Here is a 19945-nt window from a genome sequence, read left to right on the forward strand (position 1 = left end):
ACTACGACGATTACACCAGGGTAATTGGCAGTTAGGGGGTATAATGAATTGGCTCATCCACCATTGACAACCTGCGGCCCAACGAAAGCAGAAGTGGATTTGACTGCTTTCCGGGATAATGTTAAAGCATTTAAGAATATTGCAGTTGATTCAGATAGCCGACTAATGGCTGTTATCAAAACAAACGCCTATGGACACGGAGTTGTGCCCATAGGCCATGCTGCCATTGAAGCTGGTGCGGACCGACTGGGCGTGACTACCGTTGAGGAGGGGGCATTGCTTCGGGAAAATGGCATTGACGTCCCGATCCACATTTTGAGTACTATCATGCCGGCACAGGCGACAGATGCCGTTACATATGACTTGACGGTGTCTGTTTCTTCCAGCGAGCTGGCAGAAGCTATTCATGCTGCGGCTGTCAGTCAGGAAAAGACCGCACCAGTTCATTTAAAATTGGACACAGGATTACACCGGTTTGGCATTGCTCCGGAATATGCACGGGAATTTTGCCGGTCCTGTTATCATCTTTCCGGGCTTTTCTGGGAGGGAATCTATACGCATTTTTCCAGTGCTGATGAAGGGCTTTGGGAGACAACAGAAAAGCAGTTCTCACTGTTTATGGATACTGTGCTGGACTTAAATGAATGCGGTTACAATTTCCCGATAAGGCATGCAGGTGCTTCCACCATTGCCATCGAGAGGAGAGACATGCATCTGGATATGATCCGGACTGGGGTTGCCCTGTTTGGGTATCCGCCGGAAGTCCGCCAGCAGGGGATGGTACCATTGAAGCCTGTCATGGCATTGAAATCGAGGATTCTGCACGTGCGCACACTCCCGCCTAATAGCTCCGTCGGTTATGGTGGCAATTATGTCACATCAGGGTACGAAAAACTGGCCATCGTTCCGGTCGGTCATGGAGATGGGTACAAGCGGGCACTTTCCAATAAAGGCGAGGTGCTAGTTCGTGGCAAGCGTGCAGCCATTGCCGGAGAAATTTCCCTGGACCAGATGATCATCAATGTGACGCATATTAGTGATGTCCAGGAGGAGGATGAGGTCGTCCTCATAGGTTGTCAAGGGGGGGATACGATTTCGGCGCGTGAGATAGCGGAAAAGGTGGACAGTATTGTAGATGAAGTGCTGGCAAGCCTGATGGAACGGGTGAATCGGGTGTACAAATGAGAAGAAATGCCAGCCAGAGTTATGGGGGACATTAGGACTAAAATGACAACACAGACCTCGCAAACAGTAAAATCAAATTGGAGGAGAGTGTATGGATTTTTTGTCGGTCATCCCGCCGATTGTTGCGGTGGCATTGGCAATCATTACGAAGCGAGTGCTGTTGTCGCTCTTTGTCAGTATTTGGGTTGGCGGCCTGATTGCAGCAGGAGGCAATCCGTTTGAAGCGGTTGGTATTACGTTTACCTGGTTGAAAGATGTAATGGTTGATCCATGGAATGCCCGGTTTCTTGTCATGACGGCACTGCTCGGGTGTGGAGCCGCGTTTATGTTCAAGACAGGCGGATCACAGGGCTTGATTAATGTACTGGAGAAGAAATTGACCACCAAGAAACGAGTTCAGTTTTTGTCCTACTTCCTGGGACTTATCATCTTCTTTAACGACTATGTGAACTCAGTCATTGTTGGGAACGCCTCCAAAGATATCTCTGCGAAACATAAAATTTCGAGGGAAAAGCTGTCCTATGTGCTTGACTCGACAGCTGCTCCAATTGCGACGATTGGGCCGGTTTCTGACTGGATAGGGTTTCAGGTCTCGTTAATTGCCGGTGCCTTTGCAAGTATTGGCATTGTTGGAATGGAGCCTTATTTCGCATTTTTGCAGTCGATTCCGTGGAATTTTTATGCTATTCTTTGTTTGCTGGCAGTTCCGATGATTATAGCAGGCAAGGATTTTGGCCCGATGGCAAAAGCGGAAGAGCGAGCACAAAAAACTGGCAAGCTGATTCCGGAAGGATCGACTCCGCTGTCTTCTGTCGATCAGGATTTGGGGGAACCGTACAAAAAAGAAGGTAGTGTCTGGAATTTCATTTTGCCGCTTGTCGCTCTCATCTCCGTAGGTATATGGGGATTGTGGTACGTTGGCGGTGGTGCTGAAGGAAAGTCCATTATGGATGCCCTTGCTGACACAGATGTCTCGGTTGCTCTGACATGGGGAGCTTTTGCCATGACGGCAGTCGGTCTCATTCTTGGCCTCATTCAGGGAATGGGCTTTAAGGAAAGTGAAGAAACACTGCTGGGCGGTATCCGGACCATGCTCCCTGCGTTAATCATTATCATTCTTGCTTGGTCGATAGGTACCGTTACATCCGAACTCGGCACTGCTGAGTACGTTGTTGGTGCCACAGAAAGCTGGATGACAGCCGGACTCCTGCCGTTTTTGGTTTTTGTCATCGCCATGTTCATCTCGTTTGCAACTGGTACATCATGGGGCACCATGTCGATCCTGACTCCGATTGCAATTCCAATGGCGTTTAACTTCGGCGGGGAGCCGCTTATCCCGATTATCATTGGAGCTATTTTTGCCGGGGCGATCTTTGGTGACCACATTTCACCGATATCAGACACGACGGTCATGGCATCGATTTTCGCGGAATCCGATCATATAGCCCATGTCAATACACAAGCACCATATGCACTTGTTCCGGCCAGCATTACCGGAGTGCTCTACCTGGTTTATTCCGTGATTGGCAGCAGTATTGTCCTGCTGGCAGCCGGTATTATTGTCCAGTTTTTCTTATTGCGCTATTTAGGGAATCGCCATGCGAAAAAGTATATGGAAGCAGAAAACAGAATTGCTTAATATCCCACTTAAAGGAAAACAGCAGAAACGAGGGAACCACCCATGAAGCATTTGTCCATTGCACTTATTCCAGGTGATGGAATAGGACCAGAAGTTGTAGCAGAAGGAGTAAAAATCTTAAGAACAATCGAGGAATTGGATCCCGAGTTGTCGTTTTCGTTTACGGAATTTCCGTGGGGCTGTGAGTATTATTTAAAACAGGGGAAAATGATGGATGCGGATGGCATCGACCAGCTCCAGAACTTTGATGCGATTTACCTTGGGGCGGTCGGCTATCCGGGTGTTCCGGACCATATATCATTGCGGGATCTGCTTATAAAAATAAGGAGATCGTTTGATCAATATGTAAATCTTCGTCCTGTTTCTCTGTTGGACCCATCCTTCACGCCGCTGAAGGACAAGTCAGACAAGGACATCGACATGCTTGTTATTCGGGAAAACAGTGAGGGGGAATATGCGGGAGCAGGCGAGTGGCTGTATAAAGGAAGGCCGGAAGAAGTGGTCCTGCAGACAGGGATCTTTTCCCGCAAAGGCACGGAGCGGATCATCCGCTATGCCTATGAGGAAGCCCACCGGTCGAATAGGACGCTGACAAGCATCAGCAAAGGAAATGCATTGAATTATTCGATGGTTTTCTGGGATGAAGTGTTTGAAGAAGTGGGAAAAGAATACCCGGATGTCGAAACCTATTCCTATCTTGTTGATGCGGCCAGCCTGTATTTCGTTTCCGATCCGGAGCGGTTTGAAGTTGTTGTCACATCCAACCTCTTTGGCGACATCGTGACTGACATCGGAGCCGGTATCACCGGTGGACTGGGACTTGCCGCCGGGGCCAATATCAATCCGGAAATGAAATACCCGTCCATGTTCGAACCTGTCCACGGTTCAGCCCCGGACATAGCCGGAAAGGGACTGGCCAATCCGATTGCAGCTATTTGGTCGGTCAGTCAGATGATGGACTTTTTCGGTGAAGAAAAGTGGGGGAAAGCTGTGTTGGATACCATTAAAGGCTTGACTGTGGAAAAGGAAAATCTGACACCTGATCTTGGTGGAAAAGCGACAACAAATGAAATAGGAGACCGGATCTCCGAAAAACTACAGAAATTGATTTGAAAAAAAGTATATGAGAGGTTAAAGAACTGATGGACACCCGTAAAAAGAGGTTGTTCAAAAAGTGAATCCTAATCCGAAAAAACCTGCTTCTTAAAAATTTGAAGCAGGTTTTCGTATGTGAATCAATCTAAGAGGTGGTATGTGATTTGTAGAAATTATACAACCAATCGTATAATCTAATATAATTGGAAGGAGTATCAGATAAGTTTTGAATGCCTGTCGTTCATTATAGCTCACGAAGTTTAGATTCCTGTTCAATCGAACGTAAAGCCAACGTTTTCAAATGCTTTTCTTGCTGCGTTTGGCTTTCCTTTAAGGAATGTAATTGATTGTTGATATGAGACAGTTGTTCCGTGTTTTGAGCGATTTGTTTTTCGTTTCCATTGATGAGATTCTTGTTTTCAATGATGAGTTCAGAATTTTGTACAATCTGCTTTTCACTTCTGTCAATTTTATCCTCAACCCGTTTAATATCCCCTTTCGTGGCCATACTAGACTGTAGCTTTTGCATTTCATCCTTCCTAGCCATATTAGTCTGTAGCTTATGCATTTCATCTTTCGTAGCCATATCAGTCTGTAGCTTATGCATTTCATCTTTCGTAGCCATATCAGTCTGTAGCTTTTGCATTTCATCCTTCGTAGCCATATCAGTCTGTAGCTTATGCATCTCATCCTTTGTAGCCATATTAGTCTGAAGGTTATGCATTTCATCCTTCGTAGCCATATTAGTCTGAAGGTTATGCATTTCATCCTTCGTAGCCATATTAGCTTTAATGTTCTGTAATTCATCCAGTATCTGGTTGATCACTTGACCGTCCATTGCTGCCCCCCTCTCCTTATTTGCTTGAGAAAAGTATATCACCAATAATCTTCATCGACAACTTTCCAATTATCCGTATAATCACTTCAAAATTCAATTGTATTAATAGTATAGTTTGCAAAATTGCATTTCTCCTAGGGTAATACTAAATACGCCACCACGCACCAGGCGGGAATTAAATTTTATTTATTTTTTAACCATTTTTTGTTAGTAGCATAACTCATGCTAAGAAATTACTTGTGTAAAAATAAATTTCTCTATAAAGTGGTTGATTTCAAATGATTATGTATTGTATAATTATTCCTAATTTCAGAAAATAGTAATATAATTTGGAAGTTGCTTGTACAGATCAATGTACCAGACCATGGTGCGATGACGAATACGGGTTGGAAAATGACAGACATGCTGGCGATTACGGACTTGAATACGCTTGTACAATTGGATATTTATAAAAATACATTTCAATACATATAAATGGGGACGTACCAAATGGACAAGCTATCGAAAACATTGACCGGATTAATGCTCTGAGCGGGCATTCACCAGCAGAAAATATAAACATGAAAGATTTAACAGCAACATTTGGATTACTGGGGACATTTATTAGGAACCTCGACACAAAGATTCCATATTTTCTTGTTTTTACTATACTGCATTTCATCAAGGGAGGAATCACACATGAATTGGAAAAATTTAACAATAACCATCATAATGTTCTTGATCATTGCCGGAACGCTTGCAGCCTGCGGTGGAGGAAGCAGTGACGAAGCAAACGGCAAAAGCGCAAGTTCTGATAAAGAGGATGGAAAAGAAAAACTGGCCGATAAACAAGAACTGACTGTAAATATTGCAACAGAGCCACCGGCGCTGCACCCGCAGAAGGCGACCGATACAACATCAGCCGCTGTGCTTGATCAGATTTTCGAAGGGCTGACTCGTGTTAATCAGGAGGGCGAAGTAAAGAATGCAATGGCGTCAGATATCCAGATTTCGGATGACAAGAAAACGTACACGTTCACTATCCGTGACGATGCCAAATGGTCAAACGGTAACCCAGTAACAGCAAAGGATTTTGAATATGCGTGGAAGTGGATGCTTGATCCGAAAAGTACTGATACTGATTTTGCTTACTATCTTTACCCGATTAAAAACGCGGAAAAGGCTAAAACCGGCGAAGTTTCGCTTGATAAAGTCGGGGTTACTGCCATAGATGACCAAACGCTGGTTGTGGATCTGAAGCAGCCAACGCCATACTTTCTGCAGTTAACAGCCCACTTTTCCTTTTATCCGGTAAACCAAAAGGTGGCTCAGGCGAACTCGGATTGGGCGTCTGATGCAGGTGAAAAATTTGTCACCAATGGACCATTTCTTTTGGAGTCGTGGAAACATAAAGACGAAATTGTTTTAAAGAAGAATCCTGATTATTGGGATGCTGAGACTGTCAATCTGGAAACCATAAATATGCTGATGGTAAATGATCCGAATACTGAACTATCAATGTATGAAAGTGGCGAATTGGACTGGGCTGGCGATCCAACCGGAACAATTCCATTATCAGCCATTCCGTCACTAAAACAATCGGATAAGCTGAATGTTTCACCATTAGCCGGTACGTACTACATTGAATTTAACACTAAACAAGAACCATACAATAATAAAAATATCCGTAAAGCACTTTCGATGGCAATCGACCGGAAAGCAATTGTCAAGAGCATTACCAAAGGCGGTCAAAAGCCGGCGATGGCGTTAGTCCCACCGGTTATTTGGGAAGAAAATGAACAAGGCTACTTTAAAGATAACCATGTTAAAAAAGCAAAAAAACTGCTGCAAAAGGGGTTGGAAGAAGAAGGACTGGATAAGTTGCCGGAACTGATCTTCAGCTTCAACACCAATGAATCGCACAAAGCTATTGCCCAGGCGCTGCAGGATATGTGGAAGGAAAAGCTGGGAATTGACGTAAAACTTGAGAATAAGGAATGGAATGTCTATCTAGATTCACTAAGTGAAGGAAATTTTGAAATGGGCCGCATGGGTTGGCTAGGGAGTATTAAAGATGCTACTAACTTCCTAGATATGTATGAGACGACAGAAAGTAATAATTATACGGGATGGGAAGATGAAGAGTACCAATCTTTGATGGAACAAGCAAGGAAGGAAACGGATTACCAAGCCAGAAAAGAACTGCTGCGGCAGGCAGAACAGATTCTCATGGAGGATATGCCGATTGCACCAATTTATTTCTACACAAACGTGTGGCTGAACAAAGACTATGTAAAGAACATTAAGGTATCGTCACTTGGCGGTGTACAGTACAAATGGGGATATATTGCAGAACATTGATGATACGGAAGGCTAAATTAATAACGATTTAAAAAACCTGAACCCTTTTGAAAGGGGGTTCAGGTTTTACTTATCATCAATAAGGAAATACTGATCCGGGCCATAGCCGACTGCTTCTGCTATATACGGGGTGGTTGGGTCTGAAGCTGTTTCCTGAATGTCATCTACTATAACAGTGAATTTCCACTCATCACCATAATCATATAAGTACAAAAAACGCTGTCCGCAATAGAGCCCGACAGAACCAATCATCGTTTCAGCTGCATTTGGTTTCCCCGACCGATCATCTGGTGAAACAATGCATGATTTGGACCATTTCCTTCCATCCATAAAAAATGAGTAAAGGTGGTCGTCATCAAACTGAAAGGCTCTAATAATCACCTTATGTAAGTCATCCATAGTATGTTTTGCAGATAATACGATTTTCCGCCATGCAATGTCGTCAAAAGCCACTTTAAAAGTGTGCACTCCATTTGTAAAGTTCTGTTCCATCCTGGGCAACGATTTGTTCAAATCACTTTTTGAAAACAGGGTTGCAAAGGCTTGATGAAAAGGCTGTGGTCGTTGGTCCTTCGTTTTGATTAAACCGTCATTTTCTTCAGGCAGTGTGGATCCCGGTATTGGGTTAACCTCACCGTACTCTTGTCTTAGTGGAATATTCCAAATAAGGAGGTTTCTGGATTTCATTAAAATAGGAAGCATGTTTATACCAAAGTCCGTCAATGTTAACGACTTTGCAAAATAGCTGTTTTTCTTTTTAAAATAATCAATTTTTACCTGGTCTTTTTCGCAAATCCATAGACCGAACCATTCGAAATAAAGAAGAAAATAATTCCAATCAAAGATGAGGTTCGCAACTAACGTTTCTTTATCCAGTTGCAAGCAAAAATCTGACTTCTTATCTAATAAATTTTCCACAATATCTGGTAGAATATAGTGAATACCAGTATGTTGTTTGTCCAAAAGCATTTCCCAATTTGCATTGGTCCAGAACGTTTCCAATAAAAAGAAATATTTCTCCGTGTCAGTTAATTTCTGAAACGTGTTCCATCTTTCGGTCACCACTAAATGTAGCTTTTTAAATTTTCCAGCCTTCATTATCAGATTACCACTTAAAGCAATGTGAAAGAAAAAGTGTATATATGGATAGTTCTGTTGCTGTGAATAGCTTGTTGCGTTTTCTGTCTTTATCGACATCCGGTCTTTAATGGCGGGCAGATGTTTTTTCGAAATATATTCATTCGTATTTGTTAGGTGGATTTTATGTTGCTCAATATAATCCATAAATCGTTCAAAATCGGATACTAAGTGGATAGGAAATGTTTCTCTGTTAGCTTTCGTTGTTATTTGGTTAACCTGGGTATTTGGGCTTATTTGATCATTGGTATCCCCTAATAAACTCTCGAATGACAATTGTTCTATGTGCCCATTATTACTTGAAGCAGAATAGTTTTGCAAAAAAGTCCCCCCTTATTAGTTAAATTATATAACAGGTGAAGCTTAAAAACTATATATTCTATCTAAACCTGATTCTATTTTGATTTTGTATTAATGTATACGCAAAAAATGAACAAGTGCTAATTTCGACAATGATGCGCCGGAACTGGCAATTTTGTCTGGAAACTGGATGATAATGTATAATGGTTGAAAAGCGCATTAAATGGGAGGTAATACGTATGATTGATAATCTTCAGGATACAGTGACATTAAACAATGGCGTCCAAATGCCTGGGTTTGGCCTTGGCGTTTATAAAGTCGAGGATGGACAAATGGCTGTTGATTCGGTCAAAGCCGCGCTAAAAACTGGCTACCGGAGCATTGATACGGCATCCTACTATCAAAATGAACGAGGCGTTGGTCAGGGCATCCGGGAATCTGGTGTGCCAAGGGATGAGGTTTTTGTAACGTCCAAAGTTTGGAATGATGAGCAGGGGTATGACAGTACATTACAGGCGTTTGAGTCAAGTCTAGAAAAGCTTGGCTTGGACTATTTGGATTTGTACTTAATTCATTGGCCGGTAAAAGGTAAGTTCAAGGAGACATGGAAGGCAATGGAAAAGCTATATCAAGAAGGAAAAGTGCGTGCAATTGGTGTTAGTAATTTCCACGTTCATCATTTGCAGGATTTGATGAATGATGCCAATGTCAAGCCGGTCATTGACCAGGTTGAGTACCATCCACATTTGACACAGGAAAAGCTGAGGGCATTTTGTGAGCAGGAGGACATTCAGCTGGAAGCCTGGTCACCATTGAAACGGGGACGCATTCTGGATGAACCGGTGATCACGGACATTGCCGCAAAATATAATAAAACGTCTGCACAGGTTATTCTGCGCTGGGACATTCAGAACTATGTTGTTACAATCCCCAAATCAACCCATGAGGAGCGCATCAGGGAAAATACGGATGTTTTTGATTTTGAACTGACTGAAGAGGAGATGAGACAGATCAACAGCCTGAACAAAAACGACCGCGCAGGTTCCAATCCGGATAATTTTGATAAAGTTTAAAAAGAACAGATACAATCTATCTGTTCTTTTTAAATAGCTTTTCACATCCGCTATATTGTAAATTCAATGTTGAGAAATATTTTAGTTTTCCCATTTACTATTTTTCTATTTAAATCGAGTAATTTCGACTATATAATATATGCAGCATAAAATGTTAGATTTCAGAATATTATTTACAAAAAAGAGAGGAGTATTAGATGGGGAAAGAAAAGAAAGGAATCTTTCAGCGTTTTTTGGATGGGATTGAGTTTATCGGTAATAAACTTCCTCACCCAATTACACTGTTTGCCATTTTAGCGCTGATTGTTCTTATACTTTCAGCTGCCTTACAGCCATTAGACATCAGTGTGGAACATCCCGGCGAGGATGGTGAAATGGTCGAGATTAAAAATCTATTGAATGCGGAAGGGCTGCAATATATTTTTGGCAGTATGACGGATAACTTTATAGGGTTTGCGCCACTTGGGGTTGTTCTTGTAACTATGCTTGGCATCGGTGTTGCTGAGCGGACAGGCCTTATTAGTGCATTGCTTAGAGGTTTCGTTTTATCAGTGCCGAGGCGTTTCATTACGGTAGGACTTGTGTTTGCAGGGGTTATGTCCAGTGTGGCGTCTGATGCTGGTTATGTAGTGCTGCCACCGCTTGGTGCTCTTATCTTTGCGGCGATGGGCAGACATCCACTGGCAGGTTTGGCTGCCGCTTTTGCAGGTGTATCCGCTGGCTTCAGTGCGAACCTCGTTTTGTCAGGTACCGATGTGATGCTTGGGGAACTGACTATTGCTGCGGCGTCGGTGATTGATCCGGCATACGCCGAAAACATGAATATTGCGATGAACTGGTTCTTTATTGCTGCGTCAGTATTTGTTCTGACAGCAATCGGAACGTGGGTAACAGAACGTATTGTTGCTCCGCGCCTCGGTGAATACAAAGGGGAAAATACAGATGAAGACGTCAGCCAGGATCAGCTTGAAGGACTGAAGCCAATTGAAAAGAAAGGGCTGATTTGGTCCGGGTTGTCGCTTGCAGTTGGACTTGTGTTGACAGCGTTGCTTATTTTGCCAGAAAATGCGCCGTTGCGGGGTACAGAAGGCAATTACATGGACCAGATTATTCAGTCGCCATTTATGAGTTCACTAGTACCGATTATTGCGATTCTGTTTTTTATCCCTGGATTTGTGTACGGCAAGGTCACGAAAGTTATCCGCAATGATAAAGATGTTGCGGCACAAATGTCCGATACGATGGCTTCGATGGGGATGTTTATTGTCCTGGCTTTTACTGCCGGTCAATTTGTGGAGTACTTTAATGAAACCAATATGGGCACGGTGCTTGGTGTGTATGGAGCGGAACTTTTAGATAGTGTCAATTTGACAGGCATTCCGCTAATCCTTATGTTTGTCCTGATCACTGGTTTTATTAATCTATTCATTGGTAGTGCTTCAGCAAAGTGGGCGATGATGGCGCCGATTTTCGTGCCAATTATGATGCAGCTCGGCTACTCACCGGAACTGACACAGATGGCATACCGTGTAGCTGATTCATCGACCAATATTATTACACCGTTGATGACCTATTTTGCTGTGATTATCGCCTTTGCACAAAAGTATGATAAGAAAATGGGAATCGGCACAATGATTTCCGTCATGCTGCCATATTCGCTGTTCTTCCTAATTGGCTGGACCATCATGCTCGTTGTATGGATGCTGCTGGGCATTGATCTTGGCCCAGGTTCTCCGATCATTTATAATGGCTAGATAAATAGAAATCCTCTCATGCTAATTAATGAGAGGATTTCTATTACCTTCCTTTATACCCTTTCCGGAAAATTTCCTGGACTGGGTGGACGGTCACATAGGCGTTCGGATCGATATCAAGGACAATTTTTCGAAACGGTACAATTTCATATCTGCTGATAACCAGGTAAAGTACTTCCCGCTGTGATTGGGTATAGCCGCCTCTTCCTTCCAGCACCGTAATTCCGCGCGCCATTTTGTTGGTGACGGCTTCCATAACCTCATCCGGCGAACTGGATATAATGATGGCCGCTGTTCGTTCGTTGGCACCTTCCACGACGACATCAATCACTTTGGCACCTACATAGACGGAAATAAGCGTATACATCGCCCGCTCCTGCCCGATGATAAAAGCCGATCCCGCAATTACCGCAATGTCGATGACGAGCATTCCTTTCCCGATTGTCCAGCCGAACAGCTGGCTGGCAAGCCGGGCCAGAATTGCCGACCCACCGGATGTGCCGCCTGCCCGGAAAATGAGACCGAGGCCAAGCCCGACGGACAGCCCTGCGAACAATGCAGCCAGCAGCATATCATCGTTAATGTTCTCGCCCCAGCTAACCGTAATGTGCAGAAAGAATGAGGAAAAGATGATTGCAATAATCGTATAAATGGTCACACGTTTTTCAAACAGTTTATAGCCAACCGCAACAAGTGCCGTGTTCAGGACAAAGTTGACCGTACCCGGCGACCAGTCGAACAAATAGTGAGCAACAATCGTTACCCCAATGACGCCACCTTCCGACAGCCGATTGGGAATCGCAAAATAGTTAACGCCGATGGCAAAAATAAAACCCCCGATGATAATCATGAAAATGTCTTTTACAGTTTGATTCATATGCAACCTCCCTTCATGTGCATGCTCTCCCGTGCGATTTCAAAAATGGCAACTGCTGTCCATTATAACGAAAGGATGCTAGTTTGAGAAATGGATGCGGATTGATTTGGGCGGGAGATGGAAAAGTCGCGCGACCCGGGCTGAAACTCGCGCGAAAATCGGAAAAGTCGCGCGTCCCGGGCCGAAACTCGCGCGAAAAACAAGAAAGTCGCGCGAGCTGGGCTGAAACTCGCGCGAAAATCGGAAAAGTCGTGCGAGCTGGGCTGAAACTCGCGCGAAAATCGGAAAAGCCGCGCGAACCGGCCGAAAGTCGCGCGAAAATCGGAAAAGTCGCGCGACCCCGGGCCAAAACTCGCGCGAAAATCGGAAAAGTCGTGCGAGCTGGGCTGAAACTCGCGCGAAAATCGGAAAAGTCGCGCGAGCTGGGCTGAAACTCGCGCGAAAATCGGAAAAGTCGCGCGAGCCGGGCCAAAACTCGCGCGAAAACCGATAAACTCGTGCGAGCCCACCCTCAACTCGTGCACCGGAGACTTGCCTCCAAGCAGCTGCCGCGCGAGAACGGCATCACAGCTAAAAATAAAAAACAGCCGGGTATGCACGCAGCCCGGACTGTTTAAGTTTAATAGATAATATTCTCATTTAATCGTTAAATGTTATGACACGGCCCCATAAGTCTTTCGTGCCCCAGATGCCGCGGCGCAGTACTTCCAGCTGTACAATCTGACTATGGTCGACAAACACGTTGACTTCCGGGCCATAGTTTTTAATATACCATTCAAATACGTCCGGATCGGCCGCTTCGAACATAACGTTTTCTGTACCAAGCTCGCGAGCGAATTGGGTGGCGATACCCGTACGCCATGAGCTGACACTTTCGGTGATGCCTTCTGATTCAATCATCAGCATGTACGCGCCGGCATCTAGGCAGCGTTTGCCGACTTCGATTGCCTGAGACGGGTCGGTAATGCCTTCTGTTTCGTTTTGTTCGACGGTGTTGGTGCCGCCCGCCCCGAATTGAACGCCAATTTCCGGTTTAGCAAGCAGGCCAGCTTTTTGCACTTTTTCGACGAGACGGACAATGTCATCGGTCGGCATGGTAATGAATCCGGTCGAAATTTCGATAATGTCGAAGCCGATGCGCTTACATTCACTGATATAGTGGTCGACTGCTTCAGGTCCTTGTGTCAGCACGGTTTCCATGAATCCACCTGTGGAGACTTTGACGTCGTAGTCATGGGCCATGTCCAGCAGTTCACGCAGTTTATCTTCCGGATATAGCGTAAATGCGCCGCCAGAAAACTTGAGAATATCGATATAATCGCCCATTGTTTCCAGAATGTCCCGCAAGTACTGTTTGCCCATAACGGCATAGTATGGGCCGCGGATTTCGGTCATTCCTTTTGTACGTGGCTTTTCCTGGCGATTGTTCATCCGGATATTTTGAAATGCGCGCTGATTTGTCATTTGTCATCATCCTCCTTGATTTTTACCTCACCAAGCAACTCGGTCAGGTCACGAATGTTCACATGTTCCAAATTTTTAATCGTATCGGCAATCCTGGCGGCAATCTTGCTGTCCATGCCGCTCGTCAGTTTATTATATTTCTCCATTAATACATCCCAGCTGGCTGGCTGTGTCGTAAAGCCCTGGTAGTCGCGTTTTTCCATTTCAAAAACACTGCCATCGTGTGTTTCCAGTTCAATATGGCAGGCCATTTCGTCTGGAAAACGATTGCTGTATGCCTCGTTCGGCTGTACATCCACTTTTTGCAGCAATTTTTGGATATCGTCACGTGTGATTCGGTCTGGATCGTACTGTTCCGGCATAACCTGACCGTCCAGATAAGCGGCGGCTAGCATATATGGCAGGGAATGGTCTGCTTCTTCTTTATAGCGAATCAGCTTTTTGCCGCCTTCTTCACCGCCGCCGATAATGTTGTACGCGACGTCGAATGTTTTCAATCGAATAGCTTTAATATTTTCCGGCGCGATATTTTCTCGTTCGCGCAGTTCTAGCAGTCCCTCAATTGATGACTGGGAGTGAATTTCAGCGTTATATCGTTTAATGATTGTATCCGTAACACGTTCGAGATCCTCATCTTTCCAATCCAACTCAAACGCTCCGGCAATCGAATCCATGAACCCTTTATTGCCTTCAAAGACTTCTCTAGGCCCGGTGATACCATATTTGGCAAGCATGGACGCATGGACCGCACCCATTGCTGTACTTGGATAAGCGAGTCCTTTCCAGTTTGATAATTCACCGGTTCTTGTTACACGGAGTGAATTATAACCGGTACCCACAATGGCTACCGCGTTGGCAATTTGTGTGCTGCTAAGTCCCATTGCCCGTGCTGCACCTGCAGCGGCACCGTATGCACCCTGCACGGTATGGTCAAATCCATGTTTGCGTACAGGCGCCACATCCGTCAGGCGGCACTGCACCTGATAGGCAATCGCTAGCGCCAGCAAAAAGTCACGTCCGTCCGCATTGGCTGTTTCGGCCGCAGCCATTACTGGTGCGATGTTGTCGGACGGATGCCCGGTTTCTTCCTTAGCAAGATAAGAATCATTGTAATCGAGATACCGGATAGCAGCACTGTTAAAAAATGTGCCGTAATCAGGTGTTGTTTTACCGCCGCCGATGAGCGTAACCAGCTCGGCACCGCCAATATCTTCCGTCATCCGGCGAATCTTTTCAACCGGTTCACTGCCAAGCGCCCCGATAGCAACACCGATGGAATCAAGGACACGTCCCTTTAATGCTTCCTTTGCTTCGTCGGACAGGTCATCCCATCTTAAGTTGTGCGCCCAATCAGCGAGCTGTTCGACCATTGTATTTTGCTTTGACAAGTGAATCACCTCCAAATGATTTGGAAATGAAACCTCAGTGGCCACAAAGAGGAATCGGAAGGGGGATTAGTTCCTCCTTCAATTCTTATAATACACCAACTGGTGATAAAAATAAATTATTTAATTTAATAAAACCGATATTAAAAAGTTATCAAAAGTGATAAGTTAGTTTTTAGAGCATGAATTCGTTGTAAGTGCTATGTACTTAATGGTTCATCTCAGGAATAAACTGATACTAACACGGTACGGGAGGGGTCTGATGCGAAATGTGGTTCTGATAGTAATGGCTGCCGGGTTAGGCGTAACAATCTACCTGTTTTTATATACATCACCGGAGGAACGTGCAGCAGAAGTTGTTGAAACATTTTATACATATGAGCAGGATGGCGCCTTCTCCGATTCGTGGGCTATGTTTCATCCATTCATGCAGGAAAAATTTCCGAAAGGGCACTATTTGCAGGACCGTGCACACGTGTTCATGAACCATTTCGGTGTGACGACATTTTCGTTTACCGTCGGGGAGGCTGTCGAAATGAACAACTGGAAACCGGCCAAAGAGGCGGAACCGATGGATGAAGTATACAAAGTGCCAGTTTCCCAAATGTATAAAGGAAAATATGGGAATTTTACCCTGGTGCAGAATGTATTTGTGACGGAAGTAGATGGAGAATGGAAAGTACTTTGGGATTATAAGAAGGGGTAGCGTTTGTCATACTTCTCTTTTTAAGTACACCGTTTTTAAGAAAACAATTTTTTTATATACAATCGTTCCAACTTTAGAAAAAGTGTGGTGCTTTTTTAGAAGTGGCATAACACCTTACACTTACCGGAAACGATTATATAAATAGAACCCCGATTCACGATGGGTGCCTATCATGTGACAACGATGCCTTTACGTGTTGGAGTGGAATGGAAGCTTATCAAAATGATGAAAACAAGGGAGCTGTTAAACGATGGATGCAAAAGAAATGGCAAAAAAACAAGCAGGGGAAGCTTCATTCCGGTTCATTGAAAACGGCATGACGATTGGTCTTGGTTCGGGTTCCACCGTTTATTGGATGATCCGAAAGCTTGGCGAGCATGTCTGCGATGGGCTAAACGTTGCAGGCATTCCATCATCAAGGCAGACGGAAGCGTGGGCGAAGGAATTCGGTGTTCCGCTTACGGATTTCTCCCAGACGCAAACGCTGGATCTGGCCATTGATGGAGCGGACGAAGCTGATCAGTCATGGAATCTGACAAAAGGTGGCGGTGGTGCACTTGTCCGGGAAAAAATCATCGCAGCAGCCGCAGAACAATTTGTCGTTATAGTCGACGAATCGAAACTCGTGGACCAGCTTGGGGCATTTCCGCTCCCGGTGGAAGTGCTGCCGTTCGGCTGGGAGGTAACGGCAGAGCGCATTGCCAATTTGGGTGCCAAGCCGGTCGTGCGTCAAAATAATGGGAGCCTGTTCACTTCTGACAATGGAAACTATATTCTCGATTGTGACTTTGGCACCATCCATGAACCAGCAGCACTGCATCAGCAGCTGAAGCAGCTTGTTGGTGTGGTGGAAACCGGAATTTTTGCCGGCATGGCGGACAAGCTGCTCGTTGGTCACCCGGATGGTGTGGACATTCGTGACAGCTGACGGACAGCAAGAAGCGGCCGGTCCAAGGCATGATTTTTTCCTGTGTTCCTGCTAGAATAAAATAGGAAGTATAAATTAGCGGAAAAATGAGGTTACACATACACATGAGTCGACTGATGGATATATACGAGCAATTACGAAAAGCCGGCAATGATGGAGCAACTGCCGCTGAAATAGGGGAACAGCTTCAGATTGACCGCTCCACTGCAAGCCGGTATCTGAATGATCTGGTGAAAGCCAACCGCATTGAAAAAATATCGGGCAAACCGGTCAGATATGCGGTGCATGCTTTGGTACAAAAGGAAGCCCCCGACACAAATGTAATCGGTTCCGGGGAGAGTCTACAGCCAATTCTTGAAACAGGAATGGCAGCCTTTTTATACCCGTCCAGACCACTTCCAATTTTATTGACAGGGGAAACGGGGACAGGAAAGTCTTATTTGGCCGAAAAACTGTCAAGTCTGGCCATTGAGAATTCGGAAACGTATGAAAATATGCCATTTATCGCATTTAACTGTGCAGATTATGCCCAAAATCCGGAGCTGCTTGTCGGGCAGATTTTTGGGATAAAGGAAGGCGCGTTTACCGGTGCAACGGAAGATAAGGTTGGACTTGTGGAACAGGCGGACGGCGGGATTTTGTTCTTGGATGAAATCCACCGCCTCCCGCCATCAGGCCAGGAGATGCTGTTTTATTTGATTGACAAAGGTATTTACCATCGGCTCGGGGAAGCCACGCAGGAACGGACGGCAAACATTGCGCTCATCGGGGCAACGACAGAAGACTCGGAAACATACCTGCTCCCGACTCTGCTGCGCCGGTTTTCTGTAAAATTGAATGTACCCTCACTGAGGGAACGAACAGCAGCGGAACGGGAGGCGTTAATTGACCGTTTTCTTTCTGATGAGGCTGCGAAAATGAATGCGGCGCTTTCGATTGAAGAAGACTGCCGAGAAGCATTCCTCACCTATGATTGTCCTGGCAACATTGGCCAACTGAAAAGTGATATTCAGATTGCTTGTGCTCGGGCTTATTTGCGCTACTTGAACAGGCATGAAACGAAGGTGCTTGTTAAGCTGGAAGACTTTCTGGGTGAAAAAGAATTCGTCGAACAGCGGAACTGGAATGAACATAAAACGTCCAAGCAAATTGCGGCCCGCAGTAATACGGAACAAACAGTATATCCATTTCCGAATATTTATCAGCGGCTGGACAAGCAGTCAAACGAAGAAAATGCTGATATGCAAAAAGCAGTGCTTGATTATATTCGGGAATTAACACAAAAATATAAACAGCCTTCGTTATTACAGGAAAGCTGGCAACATTTGATTGACAATGATTTATTTCGGGTACTACAGGACGCACTGGGTGAATTGAATGCCATTCTTCCATTTGAACTGCATACAAGCCAGCTTTACGTAATTGGATTGCATCTGCAGAATTACCGGAACCATTTGCTTGAAGATGTGCAGAAAGTACCGATTCCTGTGATGATCCACCCGAATGCAACGTACCGGGAAGCAGCCGGTAAGCTGGCTTCTCACCTAAGTTCGGAACTTAGCATGGGTTTGCCACAGGAGGAAGTCGAACTAATTGCTCACTTCCTCACACCGGAGCAAAAGGTGCAGCCGGAAGTAACAAAGGAGCAGGAAATCGCCGTTGTTCTAGTGACACACGGAACATCGACTTCCACTTCCATGGCTCAGGTAACTAATCATCTGCTTGGGAACAATGTCATTCATGCGGTTGATATGCCGCTGAACATTTCAGCCGAGGATACGTATGAACGGGTGAAACAGACGATTAACGGTCTTTCCCATATTAGTGGTGCCCTTCTTTTAGTGGATATTGGTTCCTTGATCACTATGGGTGATACGATTCAGCAGGAAGTACTTGTGCCCATCCGGACGCTTTCCAGTGTGAATTTACCAATGGTCCTGGAGGCAGGAAGACAGTCCCTTATTTCCGATCAGACATTGGATGGGATGTATACTGAAACTAAAAATGCCTTTATGAGGTTCGTGGAAAAAGAACAGGCATCCGGTGTCCGGAAGAAACGGCTGATAGCGACGGTATGTTTCACGGGGGAGGGTGCCGCACAGCTCCTGGAATCATGGATTGAAAATCAGCTGTCCGAAATTGATCAGGATGTGTTAATACGGTCGGTAAGAATTGATCCCGCAACGAAAGACACGTCCGTTCTTACTGGCTTGAAAGATTATTATGATGTCATTGCTATCATTGGCACGGTTCCAGTATCCATTGACGGAATTCCTTATATACCGGCTTGGGAACTGTTGCAGCATGAAGGGATTTCCCGGATGCATAAGCTGTTGGAGATCACCAGGAAATCGGCTTTGCCACCTTTGAATCAAGACGTTTCACATGATGAAATATATGAATTGATCACACACGGACTTCAGGAAATTATAACGTATGTGAATCCGAAAACAATTGCAAATTTGCTGCAGAAACACATTCCTCCAATCCGTGATTTTTATGATTGGGACAGCAATCGGGAGCTTGGCATGTGGATGCATATTGGTGGGCTAATCGATCGCATCATTGCAGCAAACCTGCAACAGAGTGACAAGAAATTACTCTCCTCCATCCCATTGGATAATCAGACGGTACTGTCAGCACGCGAACTGGAATTATGGAATCCATTTTGCGACAGGCTGGAAGAGACGTTTCATATTCATGTTCCAGAGGAAATAAAACGAGAGTTGGCTAAACTCTCTCGCTAAATGTGTGCAATCATTACTGCACACATTTTTTTATTGTGTTTTTTCGCACGGTTAGCGGAAAGATTTTAAAATCATATTCCTTGCCACTCGGGGGTTCAGCAATTATTTTACGACTTTGCTTCTAAAGTTGGCATACTTTTTGCTTTATAACAGGTGAATGCACCCTTCTGTGGATGGGATGGATGCATGAAAGTTGCCCAAACGTGGAAAATAACCACTGGTTAGCTGGGAGGGATAGGATGAAAAAATTCTTTATTATTTACGCATCGGTGTTCGCACTTATTTGGACCGGTTACGGTCTTTACGCAGTGCTGACTGGAAAACCATCGGCAAATGTAATCCTCGGATTTGGCATAGGTTTTTCAATTTTTATCTATGCGGCTTCATGGTTTTCATATTGGCTTATGGGGCACTACAAGAAAGTTGACAAAATGGCGAAAGACATCCTGACAAAACAACATTCATGATAAAAGGAGC

At 44.8% G+C, this 19945-nt stretch carries 16 protein-coding genes; 11 read left to right on the forward strand and 5 right to left on the reverse strand.

Annotated elements, in window-relative coordinates:
- The first annotated feature begins 48 nt into the window (after positions 1 to 48).
- From alr to ACFSUO_RS09080, 3 genes are all read left to right on the forward strand, one after another.
- Positions 49 to 1185, forward strand: a complete 1137-nt coding sequence (gene alr, locus ACFSUO_RS09070) for an alanine racemase (RefSeq protein ID WP_382393268.1) — start codon at positions 49 to 51, stop codon at positions 1183 to 1185.
- A gap of 91 nt (positions 1186 to 1276) precedes the next feature.
- On the forward strand, positions 1277 to 2824 hold the full coding sequence (locus tag ACFSUO_RS09075) for a Na+/H+ antiporter NhaC family protein (protein WP_382393270.1): 1548 nt from the start codon (positions 1277 to 1279) through the stop codon (positions 2822 to 2824).
- Between the two features lie 42 nt (positions 2825 to 2866).
- Positions 2867 to 3937 carry a tartrate dehydrogenase gene (locus ACFSUO_RS09080; RefSeq protein ID WP_382393272.1) on the forward strand — a complete coding sequence of 357 codons (1071 nt, stop codon included), beginning with the start codon at positions 2867 to 2869 and terminating at the stop codon, positions 3935 to 3937.
- A gap of 226 nt (positions 3938 to 4163) precedes the next feature.
- Here ACFSUO_RS09080 and ACFSUO_RS09085 read toward each other — a convergent pair whose 3' ends face one another.
- Positions 4164 to 4757 (reverse strand): hypothetical protein, encoded by a 594-nt coding sequence (locus ACFSUO_RS09085; protein ID WP_382393274.1) that lies wholly within the window; start codon positions 4755 to 4757, stop codon positions 4164 to 4166.
- 336 nt (positions 4758 to 5093) lie between these two features.
- On the opposite strand from ACFSUO_RS09085, the gene ACFSUO_RS09090 reads away from it, so the two are divergent.
- Together ACFSUO_RS09090 and ACFSUO_RS09095 are read left to right on the forward strand one after the other, a co-directional pair.
- A complete protein-coding gene (locus ACFSUO_RS09090) occupies positions 5094 to 5231 on the forward strand; it encodes a hypothetical protein (RefSeq protein ID WP_382393276.1) in 138 nt (45 codons plus the stop codon).
- Positions 5232 to 5435: 204 nt separating this feature from the next.
- Positions 5436 to 7097 carry a peptide ABC transporter substrate-binding protein gene (locus ACFSUO_RS09095; protein WP_382393278.1) on the forward strand — a complete coding sequence of 554 codons (1662 nt, stop codon included), beginning with the start codon at positions 5436 to 5438 and terminating at the stop codon, positions 7095 to 7097.
- Positions 7098 to 7163: 66 nt separating this feature from the next.
- Here the strand turns inward: ACFSUO_RS09095 and ACFSUO_RS09100 are convergent, their stop codons facing one another.
- The gene (locus ACFSUO_RS09100; protein ID WP_382393280.1) at positions 7164 to 8555 is read right to left on the reverse strand and encodes a plasmid pRiA4b ORF-3 family protein; all 1392 of its coding nucleotides are present in this window, start codon (positions 8553 to 8555) and stop codon (positions 7164 to 7166) included.
- A 218-nt stretch (positions 8556 to 8773) separates the two neighbouring features.
- Between ACFSUO_RS09100 and ACFSUO_RS09105 the strand changes: the two genes are divergently transcribed.
- Positions 8774 to 9607 carry an aldo/keto reductase gene (locus ACFSUO_RS09105; RefSeq protein ID WP_382393282.1) on the forward strand — a complete coding sequence of 278 codons (834 nt, stop codon included), beginning with the start codon at positions 8774 to 8776 and terminating at the stop codon, positions 9605 to 9607.
- Positions 9608 to 9804: 197 nt separating this feature from the next.
- Complete coding sequence (locus tag ACFSUO_RS09110; protein WP_382393284.1) at positions 9805 to 11361, forward strand: AbgT family transporter; 1557 nt, start codon at positions 9805 to 9807, stop codon at positions 11359 to 11361.
- Positions 11362 to 11404: 43 nt separating this feature from the next.
- On the opposite strand, the gene ACFSUO_RS09115 is transcribed toward ACFSUO_RS09110, so the two are convergent.
- From ACFSUO_RS09115 to ACFSUO_RS09125, 3 genes are all read right to left on the reverse strand, one after another.
- The gene (locus tag ACFSUO_RS09115) at positions 11405 to 12238 is read right to left on the reverse strand and encodes a YitT family protein (protein WP_382393286.1); all 834 of its coding nucleotides are present in this window, start codon (positions 12236 to 12238) and stop codon (positions 11405 to 11407) included.
- Positions 12239 to 12877: 639 nt separating this feature from the next.
- Positions 12878 to 13702 carry a phosphosulfolactate synthase gene (locus ACFSUO_RS09120; RefSeq protein WP_382393288.1) on the reverse strand — a complete coding sequence of 275 codons (825 nt, stop codon included), beginning with the start codon at positions 13700 to 13702 and terminating at the stop codon, positions 12878 to 12880.
- Positions 13699 to 15090 (reverse strand): MmgE/PrpD family protein, encoded by a 1392-nt coding sequence (locus ACFSUO_RS09125; protein WP_382393290.1) that lies wholly within the window; start codon positions 15088 to 15090, stop codon positions 13699 to 13701. The genes ACFSUO_RS09120 and ACFSUO_RS09125 overlap by 4 nt, the downstream gene beginning before the upstream one ends.
- Before the next feature lie 259 nt (positions 15091 to 15349).
- On the opposite strand from ACFSUO_RS09125, the gene ACFSUO_RS09130 reads away from it, so the two are divergent.
- The 4 genes from ACFSUO_RS09130 to ACFSUO_RS09145 all read left to right on the forward strand — a co-directional run bounded on the left by ACFSUO_RS09130 (position 15350) and on the right by ACFSUO_RS09145 (position 19935).
- A complete protein-coding gene (locus ACFSUO_RS09130; RefSeq protein WP_382393292.1) occupies positions 15350 to 15793 on the forward strand; it encodes a hypothetical protein in 444 nt (147 codons plus the stop codon).
- Positions 15794 to 16043: 250 nt separating this feature from the next.
- Positions 16044 to 16721 carry a ribose-5-phosphate isomerase RpiA gene (gene rpiA / locus ACFSUO_RS09135; protein ID WP_382393294.1) on the forward strand — a complete coding sequence of 226 codons (678 nt, stop codon included), beginning with the start codon at positions 16044 to 16046 and terminating at the stop codon, positions 16719 to 16721.
- Positions 16722 to 16837: 116 nt separating this feature from the next.
- Positions 16838 to 19468 (forward strand): sigma 54-interacting transcriptional regulator, encoded by a 2631-nt coding sequence (locus ACFSUO_RS09140; protein ID WP_382393296.1) that lies wholly within the window; start codon positions 16838 to 16840, stop codon positions 19466 to 19468.
- 239 nt (positions 19469 to 19707) lie between these two features.
- The gene (locus ACFSUO_RS09145; RefSeq protein WP_382393298.1) at positions 19708 to 19935 is read left to right on the forward strand and encodes a hypothetical protein; all 228 of its coding nucleotides are present in this window, start codon (positions 19708 to 19710) and stop codon (positions 19933 to 19935) included.
- Positions 19936 to 19945 lie beyond the last annotated feature (10 nt).

The organism is Lentibacillus juripiscarius, from assembly GCF_042685205.1.
Classification (GTDB): domain Bacteria; phylum Bacillota; class Bacilli; order Bacillales; family Amphibacillaceae; genus Lentibacillus; species Lentibacillus juripiscarius.